Raw genomic sequence first — 12,556 nt, forward strand, 5'->3', positions numbered from 1 at the left:
GCAAAGGGGCATATTAACTTCATATTTCGAGAGAAACACAAAAAAAGAGCATACAATGCGTATGCCCTTCTCGTTTGGATATATAGTATCATTATATGTTCGCAATACTCATAATGTTTGCAAACACACCTGCTGCGGTAACAGATGCACCAGCACCATAGCCTTGAATCTGCATAGGGTATTCTTTATAACGATCAGTTGTCAGTAGAACTATGTTATTAGAACCTTCAAGATTATAGAAAGGATGGTTAGAATCCACCTCCTTTAATGCAACATTAGTCTTACCATGTTCCATAGTGGCAACGAAACGCCAACGCTTACCCTCCTCTGCTAATAGCTGACGACGTTGTTCAAAGTTAGCATCAAGTTCTGGAAGACGCCTCCAGAAGTCTTCTACTGAACCTTGGAAATAGTCATCAGGAACAAAAAGATGCTTCTCAACATCCTCTTGTTCCACCTTGTATCCAGCCTCACGTGTAAGGATAACTAACTTACGAACGACATCCGTTCCACTAAGGTCAATGCGTGGATCTGGCTCACTATAACCTTGTTCTTTAGCGCGTTTTACAGTCTCAGAAAAAGGAACGTCTGCTCCAATCTCGTTAAAGATGAAGTTCAGTGTACCAGACAACACAGCTTCAATCTTAAGTATTTTGTCACCCGAATTGCGCAAGTCATTGATTGTACCAATGATAGGTAGACCTGCACCCACGTTTGTTTCAAAGCGGAATTTGACACCACGTTGAATGGCTGTCTGCTTTAAATGGTAATAATCATCATATGTTCCAGACGCTGCAATCTTGTTGGCAGCAATCACAGAGATATTGTTTTCCAATAAAGACTGATAGAGTGCAGCCACTTCCTTAGAAGCAGTACAATCCACAAATACCGAGTTAAAGATATTCATCTTTAGGATAACATCACGCAAATGTTCTGGATTAGAAGGCTCACTCTCCTTTAGTTCTTTACGATAATTATCAAGATTTAAGCCGTCGTGATTGAAAATAGCATTCTTAGATGAAGCAATTCCCACCACTTTCAACTTTAAGTTAGAATTTTGCTTCAACTCTTCATACTGGCTCTTGATCTGTTCAATGAGCTTACCACCTACTGTACCAATGCCGCAAATAAAGAGATTCAGCACTTTATATTCCGATAAGAAAAGTGAATCATGGAGTACGTTCAGTGCTTTCCTTAGGTCAGAGCCTTTCACAACAAATGAGATATTCATCTCAGATGCACCCTGCGCAATAGCAATAACACTAATACCAGAACGACCAAGAACCTCAAAGAGTTTACCACTGATACCTGGTGTTCGCCTCATGTTCTCACCAACGACCGCCACTGTTGCAAGTCCACTTTCAGCATGCATAGGGAACATACGTCCATCTTCTATCTCAAGACGGAACTCTTCATTAAGTACCTTCACTGCATTGTCGGCATCTTCATCCTTCACACCGATAGAGGTATTGTTCTCTGAGGCTGCCTGTGATACAAGGAAGACACTAATACCATTGTTGGCAAGAGAACTAAAGATACGACGGTTGACACCAACAACACCCACCATAGAAAGACCTGTCACGGTAATAACCGTAGTACCTTTGATAGATGATAAACCCTTAATAGGTTTTTGATTGTTCTCTATGTGTGCTTTAATAATCGTACCCTGTCCATCAGGATTGAATGTGTTTTTTACCTTGATTGGGATGTTTTTTACACAGACAGGGTATATCGTTGGAGGATAGACAACCTTTGCACCAAAGTTACAAAGCTCCATAGCCTCCGTATAGGAAAGCTCATTAATGGTATAGGCACTCTTGATGACGCGAGGGTCAGCTGTCATAAAGCCGTCAACATCCGTCCATATCTCCAAGACTTCAGCGTTGAGAGATGCGGCAAGGATGGATGCCGTGTAATCACTTCCACCACGCCCAAGATTAGTAATATCGCCAGAGTCACGGTCTTGTGCTATAAAACCAGGTACAAGAGAGATACGAGGAAGGTTAGAGAAAGTATTTACTACAAGTTTGTTAGTTAGTTCTGAATCGAGACTTCTTTTGCCCAACTTCTCTTCAGTCTTGATAAATTCACGCGCATCAAACCACTTTGCTCCACGAATAAGCGTAGCTACTATTCTTGAACTTAGACGTTCACCATAGCTTACAATAGTATCTTCTGTCTTATGACTGAGGTCGTGAATTAAGAATACACCGTAATAAATAGAATGAAGTTGCTCAAAAAGACTATCCACTTTGTTGAATAGCACCTCACGGTCATGTGGGTCGGTAATAATCGCATCAATCATCTTATGATGTCGTGCAACGATAGAATCGAACTCTGTTTTCCAACTTTCATCACCCTTCAAGGCAAGTTGAGAAGTAGCTATGAGCTGATCAGTTATACCACCTAAGGCACTAACAACCACAATAATTGGTTGATGTTTAGCCTCCTTTTTTACAATCTTTTGTAGACTTAAAATACTCGATACAGAACCTACGGATGTTCCACCAAACTTTAATACTTTCATTCCTGATGTTTATTTTGTTATTATTTGGCATCCCCTTTACAATGGGGGAGGTGCAAAACTTAGCCACAAAAATAATAAGAAATATTGCAATAGCCAACGAATTTCTCGATATATTTGAGTAAATTTGTGGCAAAAAGAAGAAGTTATACTATATATGACAGAGGAATATCAGTTACGCGTTTTGCCCCAAGTTGCCTATAATGAAAACAACATGAAGGCATATCTTGCAAAAGAAAAGGGGCTGGATGAGCGTACAATTTATCGTGTTCGGGTATTGAAGCGTTCTATTGATGCACGCCATCGTGACATATATGTTAATCTGAAAATTCGTGTTTATATTAACGAATTTCCACAAGACGACCCTTATGTGAAGACTGAATACCAAGACGTAAGCAGTCGTTCTTCGGTCGTTGTAGTAGGTGCCGGTCCTGCTGGTTTGTTCTCTTCTCTGAAGCTAATAGAGTTGGGTTTGCGCCCAATCGTTCTTGAACGAGGAAAGAATGTACGCGATCGTAAACTCGACATGGCTTTAATCTCAAAGACACAAGAGGTTGATCCTGAGTCAAATTACTGCTTTGGCGAAGGTGGTGCTGGAGCTTATTCGGATGGAAAACTTTATACACGAAGTAAGAAGCGTGGTCCTGTTGATAAGATTCTAAATGTCTTTTGTCAGCATGGTGCATCACCATCTATCCTCGCAGATGCTCATCCACATATTGGTACAGATAAGCTTCCTCGTGTGATTGAGAATATGCGTAACACAATACTTGAGTGTGGCGGTGAGGTTCATTTCCAAACAAAGATGACCTCTTTGATTCTCGATGGTGATAAGGTTGTTGGTGTTGAGGCTGTTGATAACAGTGGAACTGTGAGTGTGAAGCGTGAGTTTCATGGTCCAGTCATTCTTGCTACGGGTCATTCTGCACGTGATGTCTATCGTTATCTTGCAGAGGCAGGAATTGAGATGGAAGCAAAAGGAATCGCTGTTGGAGTACGATTGGAGCATCCTTCTCACTTAATCGATCAAATACAATATCACAATAAGAATGGTAAGGGGAAGTATCTTCCAACAGCAGAGTACTCTTTTGTGACACAAGCACAGGGACGTGGTGTCTATTCTTTCTGTATGTGTCCCGGTGGTTTTGTCATTCCTTCAGCAACTGGTCCAGAACAAACTGTAACCAATGGTATGAGTCCTGCCAATCGTGGAACGCAATGGTCTAACTCGGGTATGGTAGTTCAATTAAATCCAGAGGACGTTGAAGGCGATGATGTATTGCGCATCTTGCGTTATCAGGAACAGTTGGAGCGAGACACATGGCAGCAGGGAAACCGCAAACAGACTGCTCCTGCACAGCGTATGGCAGACTTCGTGAATAATCGTCTGTCGTATGACCTACCTAAATCGAGCTATGCACCAGGACTTATTTCCAGTCCACTTCATTTCTGGATGCCATCATTTATCACGAAACGACTCCAAGAAGCATTCAGAACCTTTGGTAAACATGCGCATGGTTTCCTTACGAATGAAGCTGTCATGATTGCTTCCGAGACTCGTACAAGTTCTCCTGTTCGTATCCTCCGTGACAGAGAACGCCTCATGCATGTCCGCCTTGAGGGTCTTTTCCCTTGTGCAGAAGGTGCTGGTTATGCTGGTGGAATCGTTAGTGCGGGCATTGATGGAGAGCGCTGTGCTGAAATGGTTTCGGCTTATCTCCAGCAATTATAAAGTCGTTTGCTTCTGTTAGTAAGCAGGTCAATAGGCTTTGTTTATAGCTTGATAGAGAAAGTATTAGATTTCTCGCAGTACCTTTTTCTACTTCTATAGACTCTATCTTATCAAATTACTTTCATGAAAAGAAATAATTATTTACGTGAACAAAAAGATTTCTTTTCGTGAAAGTAATTCTTTTTTAGCATGAAGATAAATTGTAGTCTATGGATGTTTTGTTTCTAAAAGTATTCTGTAGGGGTAGCGGGCAAGCGTTACTTGCCATGCTATAAGTAAACTTTTGGTTCTTCCGTTAAATGCTTGGATTGTTAAGAGAATGAGATTAATCCACATAAATGGGATGATTACCTCCAATAAGATGGTCTTATAAAGGAGAATAAACTACATGATAAACGTTATTAAGTGCAATGTCTATTTGTCTTCTACAAACAATTTTCCCTATGTTATTTATTTGTTTTTGTAAACTATTTTCGTGCAGTTCAAAACCAATATATGCTCTTTTGGCTTCTAAAAGATGCCTAATTGACTTGCAATAGGTGCCCTTTTGAGGTCAAACTAACGCCCTTTTGAGTCCCTATTAAGCACCTTTTATTTTGCCACTTTATAACTAATTGATTTTCTGTTGATTGCAAACCAGCTTCGTATATGTGTTTTTGCTGTTAGTTATAGATGTTTTCTTCGAAATTATGTAATGATTTTTCAATTCCCCCGTCTACAGATTCTCGAAGTCTAAAAAGAAATGATTTTCAATATCAGAGGATGATAACAGGATAGATTGTTGACAGTCTTAGCCAAGTTTTTGTTTAATAAGTAACTGTGGTTCTTCCGTTAAAGCAATAGGAAAAGCGTTCACACATTTAACGAAAGAACCATACTTTTAGATGAAGATAAGGATGTTTAATATCCTTAGTCTAAATCCCCTGGTGCAAAGGTTGTTGTATTCCAATCACCAGTATCGATACCTTTCTTTAACCAGTACATACGCTGTTCGGAAGTTCCATGGGTGAAAGTCTCAGGAAGTGCATAGCCACGAGCTTTCCTCTGGAGATAGTTATCTCCGATTTTCTCAGCACAATCAATAGCCTCTTCGATATCACCATCGGTAAGACTTTGATATTTTTCATTGTCATAATGTGCCCAACAACCAGCATAATAATCGGCAAGAAGTTCTAATTTTACGCTCAGTTTGTTCGCTTCTTCCTTACTAACACGTGCCATCTTTGCATGACATTTGCCAAGGATTCCGCGGAGATATTCCACATGATGACCCACTTCATGCGCAATCACGTAGGCATACGCAAAGTCAAGGTCGCCCTTTGCTTGTATTCCTAAGTCCTTACGCATACTGCTAAAGAAACTTAAGTCGAGATAAAGACGTTGGTCAGCAGAGCAGTAGAATGGACCCATAGCAGCAGAGCCATTGCCACAAGCAGTTTGTACAGCACCTGTGAAAAGAACAAGCGTAGGGTATTGATATCTCATGCCGTGCAACTGAAACTGTTCCGTCCATACATCTTCTGTACCTGCAAGAATCTGTTTTGAGAAGTCAGCAAGTTTTTCTTCTTCCTCTGTAAATTGATGTTGTTCTCCACCAGTTTGTACCTCAGTTTGTCCTTGCATCTGCTGTTGAACGATGTTGTTGACTACATCTCCCATGTTTCCACCGCTTAAAAAGGTGATAAGTGCAATGACAATGACACCTCCGATACCACCAATACCAGCTTTTGTGCCAGTACCCATGCCGCGACGATCTTCTACATTATTACTTTCTCTGCGTCCTGTAAGTCTCATTTTATTTCCTCTGTTTTTTAAGCTTAATTGTTTCTATGTTGGCAAAGGTAAGGCATTATCTTGAAATCTGCAAGTATTACAACCCTGTTCCTATAACTTAAATGTATGTCTTATATACTATAAAACTGGTGTTTTCATGGATTAAAGCTATGAGATAACGACTTTGAAAGACAGCTTTATGTGCGTAAAAAATAGTCTACTTTTTCTTTGGTACGATTATAGAAAGAGAGACTTTCTCTATATGCAACGGCTTTTTTCTTTTATCCTTTTGCTATATCTGAGTTTTTTCGTAAATTTGCATGTATTTTCAGAACAAACAATATAACTATATAATGAAGATTTCATACAAATGGCTAAAGGAATACGTTGATTTCAATCTTAGTCCAGAAGAGATTGCAGTTGCGCTCACTTCCATAGGTTTGGAGGTAGGTTCACTTGACGAGGTTGAAACGATACGTGGTGGATTAAAGGGTTTATATGTTGGTAAAGTGCTTACTTGCGAGGCACATCCAAACTCTGATCACCTTCACGTAACAACCGTTGACCTTGGCAAGGGAGAACCACAGCAGATTGTATGTGGCGCACCGAATGTTGCAGCAGGACAGAAGGTAATCGTTGCTGACTTAGGTTGTGTACTCTATGATGGCGACAATGAGTTTACTATCAAGAGGAGTAAGCTGCGTGGTGTAGAAAGTCTTGGTATGATTTGTGCCGAGGATGAGATTGGTGTTGGTACTGCTCATGATGGTATCATTGTGTTGCCAGAGGATGCACCAGTAGGTCAGCCAGCATCAGAGTATTACCAATTAGACAGTGATTGGCTGATTGATATAGACATCACTGCTAACCGTGCAGATGCGTTAAGTCATTATGGTGTAGCTCGCGACCTCTATGCATGGTTGACACAGAATGGTTATGAGACTTCGTTGCATCGCCCATCTTGTGATGCATTTAAGGTAGACAATCATGACCTTCCTATTGATGTGACAATTGAGAACACTGATGCTTGCCGTCGTTATGCTTGTCTGAGCATTACTGATTGTGAGGTAAAGGAAAGTCCACAATGGTTGAAAGACAAACTGAATATTATTGGTTTGCGTCCAATCAATAATATTGTTGATATCACTAACTATATCATGATGGCTTACGGTCAGCCTATGCACTGTTTTGATGCAGACATGGTTAAGGGTCATCATATCATCGTTAAGGATAAAAACGAGGGAAAGAAGTTCGTTACTTTGGATGGTGAAGAGCATATACTTGGTGAGCACGACCTCGCAATTTGCAATGAGGAAGACCCTATGTGTATTGCTGGTGTCTTCGGTGGAAAGGGTAGTGGAACTTACGAAACGACAAAAAATGTAGTATTGGAGAGTGCTTACTTCCATCCAACATGGATTCGTAAGAGTGCTCGTCGTCATGGTCTTTCAACTGATGCCAGCTTCCGTTTTGAGCGTGGTATTGATCCAAATGGTGTCATCTATGCGCTAAAACAGGCTGCAATCCTTTGTAAGGAACTTGCAGGTGGTAAGGTAAGTATGGAGATTCGTGACGAGTATCCAACTAAGATGGAGGGCTTCCCAGTTCGTCTGAACTACGAGTATTGCGACCGTCTTATTGGCAAGAAACTCGGTAATGAGACGATTAAGCGTATTGCTGAAAGCCTTGAAATGAAGGTTGAGAAGGAAGATGCAGAGGGACTCAATCTCCTCGTTCCTCCTTATCGTGTTGATGTACAGCGTCCTTGTGATGTTGTTGAAGACATCCTTCGTATCTATGGATATAATAATGTAGAGATTCCTACAGAGTTGAAATCTTCATTGACAATTGCTGAAGAGGCTGACAAGAACTATCACCGTGAGAACATCATTGGTGAGCAGTTAGTAGGTGCTGGCTTCTCAGAGATTATGAACAACTCGCTCACAAAGAGTTCTTACTATGAGGTGACAGGCCTTAATGCTTATCCTTGGGATGAGACAGTAAAGGTGATGAATCCACTTTCAGCAGACTTGGGTGTGATGCGTCAGACCCTTCTCTTTGGTGGTTTGGAGAGCATAGTACGTAATGTAAACCGTAAGGCACAGAATCTCCGCTTCTTTGAAGTAGGTAATGTCTACAAGTTCAATAAGGAAAAGTGGTCAGAGGAAAGTCCTGTTAAGGCTTATAGTCAGGATTATCACATGGCATTGTGGGTGACAGGTAAGCGTGTACAAGGTTCATGGGCACATCCTGATGAGGAAAGTACATTCTATGAACTAAAGGCATACGTAGAGAATATTCTTCGTCGTATCGGTATTGCACAAGGCTTGCTCGTTAGCGAAAAGTCTGATAACAACGTCTTTGATAAGGCGATAGTACTGAAGACACGTGCCGGTAAGGTACTCGTAGAGATGGGTATTCTTAGCCACAAGCTTTTGAAGAGTTTCAATATTGATCAGAAGGTTTATTATGCAGAGTTGGATTGGGCTGGATTGATGAAGGCCATCCGCAAGAACAAACTTCAGTTCCAGGAGATATCTAAGTATCCTGCTGTAAGCCGTGATCTTGCCTTGTTAGTCGACAACAATGTCGAGTTTGCACAGATTGAGGAGATCGCTCGTCAGGCAGACAAGAAACTCTTGAAGCGTGTCGAACTTTTCGATGTTTATCAGGGTAAGAACCTTCCTGAGGGTAAGAAGAGCTATGCAGTAAACTTCATTCTTCAGGACGAAAGTAAGACACTCAACGACAAGGCAATTGATGCCATCATGCAGAAATTAATTAAGAATTTAACAAATAAACTCGGAGCAGAACTCCGTTAACAAACAAATCCAATGGGTAGAGCATTTGAATATCGCAAAGCAAGTAAGCTCAAGAGATGGGGTCACATGGCCCGTACGTTCACAAAGTTAGGTAAAGAAATCGCTATTGCTGTTAAGGCAGGTGGTCCTGAGCCTGAGAACAACCCACGCCTTCGTGCGATTATAGCAACATGTAAGCGTGAGAACATGCCGAAGGACAATATCCAGCGCGCTATTAAGAACGCAATGGGTAAAGACACCAGCGACTACAAGGAGGTAACATACGAGGGTTATGGTCCTCACGGAATTGCTGTGTTCGTTGAGACATTGACCGACAATACCACACGTACTGTAGGTGATGTTCGTTCAATCTTCAACAAGTTTAATGGTAATCTTGGTACACAGGGTTCTCTCAGCTTTCTTTTTGACCATAAGGCAGTCTTCACCTTTAAGAAGAAGGACGGCTTGGATATGGAAGAGTTGATTCTCGATTTGATTGACTATGGCGTTGAGGACGAATTCGATGAGGATGAGGAAGAGAACGAAATCACAATCTATGGTGAGCCAACAAGCTTCGGTGAGATTCAGAAACACTTGGAGGACAATGGCTTTGAGATTACTTCTGCTGAGTTCACTCGTATTCCTAACGACTTGAAGGACGTAACACCTGAAGAGCGTGAGACTATCGATAAGATGGTTGAGCGTTTGGAAGACTTCGACGACGTGCAGAATGTTTATACTAACATGAAGCCAGCTGAGGACTAATCATCGCCTCTAATACACCTATATATGATAAGGTGTAATTGGTTTTAAGAGTATAGAAAGAGATTATATCAAAAATGTAGTCAGAGTTTTTATAGGGAAATAAAATTTATATTTCCCAATAAAGTGCTACTGGCAGATACACAAATCATGTGTTTCTACATTTTTGATATAGTTTCTTTTTGTTTCTTGTTTGTTGGTGTTTCTACTCCGATTGTTATCCTATAGAAAGATAATTAAAGTCGGTTTTGTTGTAATTTTTCATAATCTTGTTTTTTAAACATGCTCTTTTGGCTTCTAAAAGACGCCTAATTGACTTGCAAAAGGTGCTCTTTTGAGGTCCAACTAACGCCCTTTTGAAGTCTAACTAAGCATCTTTTATAAAGTTACTTTGTAACCTATTGATATCGTGTAAGTTGCAAAGGTACAAGAAATAGCGCTAATATATGACTTTTATAGGTGATTTGTAGCCTATTATGTAAATATATTTCAATTGTTTAGTACGCTTTTTTAATAAGAAAATAAGTACAGAAAGATGAAAAACTTAATTCAACTTTGAATTCTTTTTTTCGAAGATAAAAAAGTAATATTTCTCCTCTTTTTGTTTACTTGGCATATTTTTCTTGCACAAAGTTTTTGTGAATGTGCAGGATTTTATTTAACTTTGCACGCAAATCATATTTTTGTGCAATGGATTCTATTAAAAGTTTCAACGCGTGTATAGAAAAGAGTATCAAGGATAACTGGGATAAAGATGCTCTGACTGATTATCTTGGTGCTACACTTCAATACCATGATGTAGCCCGTAAAATAGAGAAATTACATATTCTTTTTGAGAATAGCGGTTTGAAGAAGGGTGATAAGGTTGCTCTTTGTGGTAGAAATTCCTCGTCATGGGCAGTTGCTTTCTTCGCAACGCTTTCTTATGGAGCTGTAGCAGTACCTGTTCAGCATGAGTTTAAGCCAGAACAGATTTACAATATTGTTAATCACTCGGAAGCAAAACTTCTCTTTGTTGGTGATGTTGTGGCAACAACTATCGATGGAGAACAGATGCCTCAGTTGGAAGGTATAATATATCTACCAGACTTCTCATTGATTCTTTCTCGTTCAGAGTCACTGACAAATGCTCGTGAAAACTTGAATGCGCTCTTTGGAAAGAAGTATCCAAAGTTCTTCCGTGCGGAGGATGTAAATTATTTCAAAGACGAGGCTGACGACCTTGCACTGATTAATTATACCAGCGGAACGACTGGTTTTTCAAAGGGTGTGATGCTCAGTTATCGTTCTGTGCGTAGTAATCTCGCTTGGGCTATAGCCGATATTAAGCCACATATCAAGCCAGACAGTAAAGTTCTTTGTATGTTGCCAATGGCTCACATGTATGGAATGATTTGTGAGTTTATCTGCCAGTTTAGCTTTGGTAGTCATCTATATTTCCTCACACGACTGCCGAGTCCTTCTTTGATTGCTCAGGCTTGTACTGATATTCGTCCTGCTATTATTATTGCAGTACCAATGGTTGTTGAGAAGATTATTCGTAAGAATGTCTTTCCAAAGGTACAAAGTACAGCAACTCGTATGCTGCTGAAGATGCCTGTTGTTAGCAAGAAGGTGAAGGAAAGAATCAGTGCGATTGTTATGGAAGCCTTTGGTGGCAATGCGTATGAACTTGTCACCGGCGGAGCTGCTCTTAACAAGGAGATAGAAGACTTCTTGGTAAGTATTAATTTCCCTGTGACCAGTGGTTATGGAGCAACGGAATGTGGTCCGATGGTAACTTATAGTGATTACAAAGACTTTGTTCCAGGCTCTTGTGGTACACCTGTCTTGAACATGGAAGTGAAGATTGTCAGTCCTGATCCTGCAAATGTTCCTGGTGAGGTTATTACCAGAGGAGAGAACGTGATGCTTGGTTATTACAAGAATGAGGAGGCTACTAAAGAAGTTCTTGATAAGGACGGTTGGTATCATACGGGCGACCTTGGAACGATGAGTACTGATGGTCATCTCTTTCTTCGCGGACGTATAAAGAATATGCTTTTAGGCTCTAACGGTCAGAATGTCTATCCAGAGGAAATTGAAGACAAGCTAAACTCTATGTCTATGGTGAGTGAATGTATTGTTGTTCAGCGTGGTGACAAGATTGTTGGCTTGGTCTATCCTGATTTTGATGAGGCAAAAGAGATGGGCTTCTCGCAATCAGATTTGCAAGAGATTATGGAGCAGAACCGTCTGGAACTGAACAATATGTTGCCATCTTTCTGCCATCTCTCGGCTATAGAGTTGCGTGATGAAGAGTTTGCGAAGACTCCGAAGAAGAGTATTAAGCGTTATCTCTATCAAGAGAAGTAAGATAATACAGCCCTCCCTAACGCTCTCTTTGTAATGTGTTTGCGCTCAGCACTATTCATGATGCGTATTCGCACATGATGTGCTGAGTATTAACACGTTTGAGAGAACTTATCATGAGAGTTATTGTTAGATAATATAATAAGGTAAGGGGCGGCTATTAATCAAATTTATAGATGCTGAATAGAACCCTTATTATGTTTGGGGTAGCTTTTATTCTTCCAATGTATGGAAGAATAAAAGCTACCTCACGTGGGTAATCTTTGTGCATCTTTTGGTGTACACATGGTAGGGTGATTTTTTGAAAACCAATTTTCCTGTCATTTCTGTCATCTGTCTCCGTCACTTAACTTATTGATTAATAGTGTAGATACACGAAATGTTAAAAGTGACAGCAAACTAAAATAAAACTTATTCTTGTATTTTAGTATGATAATCCATCTCTAACTTTAGTAGACTTTATGTCTACATTGCTCGAAAGAAACCGTGATAAATTTGGGAAGTAATAGAGGAGAGTAACTTTGAAACGGTATGTCCTGATATTTTGTTTGCTTCCTATCTATCAACTGATAAGTGTCTATGCTATTTTGAAAGATAAAGAAAGCCACCTCT

General features: G+C 40.3%; 6 protein-coding genes. 4 read left to right on the forward strand and 2 right to left on the reverse strand.

What is annotated here, in order from left to right; translation table 11 throughout:
- Window positions 1–91 precede the first annotated feature (91 nt).
- Window positions 92–2,527 carry a bifunctional aspartate kinase/homoserine dehydrogenase I gene (thrA, locus tag HMPREF1505_RS04745; RefSeq protein WP_036923279.1) on the reverse strand — a complete coding sequence of 812 codons (2,436 nt, stop codon included), beginning with the start codon at window positions 2,525–2,527 and terminating at the stop codon, window positions 92–94.
- A 154-nt stretch (window positions 2,528–2,681) separates the two neighbouring features.
- Here thrA and HMPREF1505_RS04750 point away from each other — a divergent pair, with 154 nt between their 5' ends.
- Window positions 2,682–4,256 (forward strand): NAD(P)/FAD-dependent oxidoreductase, encoded by a 1,575-nt coding sequence (locus tag HMPREF1505_RS04750; RefSeq protein WP_036923283.1) that lies wholly within the window; start codon window positions 2,682–2,684, stop codon window positions 4,254–4,256.
- 909 nt (window positions 4,257–5,165) lie between these two features.
- Here HMPREF1505_RS04750 and HMPREF1505_RS04755 read toward each other — a convergent pair.
- Entirely contained in the window at window positions 5,166–6,050 is an 885-nt protein-coding gene (locus tag HMPREF1505_RS04755; protein ID WP_036923286.1) for a neutral zinc metallopeptidase, read from the reverse strand.
- 332 nt (window positions 6,051–6,382) lie between these two features.
- On the opposite strand from HMPREF1505_RS04755, the gene pheT reads away from it, so the two are divergent.
- The 3 genes from pheT (at window position 6,383) to HMPREF1505_RS04770 (ending at window position 11,947) form a co-directional block, all read left to right on the forward strand.
- The gene (pheT, locus tag HMPREF1505_RS04760; protein WP_036923289.1) at window positions 6,383–8,851 is read left to right on the forward strand and encodes a phenylalanine--tRNA ligase subunit beta; all 2,469 of its coding nucleotides are present in this window, start codon (window positions 6,383–6,385) and stop codon (window positions 8,849–8,851) included.
- Window positions 8,852–8,863: 12 nt separating this feature from the next.
- The gene (locus HMPREF1505_RS04765; RefSeq protein WP_004359579.1) at window positions 8,864–9,595 is read left to right on the forward strand and encodes a YebC/PmpR family DNA-binding transcriptional regulator; all 732 of its coding nucleotides are present in this window, start codon (window positions 8,864–8,866) and stop codon (window positions 9,593–9,595) included.
- Window positions 9,596–10,282: 687 nt separating this feature from the next.
- On the forward strand, window positions 10,283–11,947 hold the full coding sequence (locus tag HMPREF1505_RS04770; RefSeq protein WP_036923292.1) for an AMP-binding protein: 1,665 nt from the start codon (window positions 10,283–10,285) through the stop codon (window positions 11,945–11,947).
- The last annotated feature ends 609 nt before the right edge of the window (window positions 11,948–12,556 follow it).

Source organism: Prevotella sp. ICM33 (assembly GCF_000517825.1).
Lineage (GTDB): Bacteria > Bacteroidota > Bacteroidia > Bacteroidales > Bacteroidaceae > Prevotella > Prevotella melaninogenica.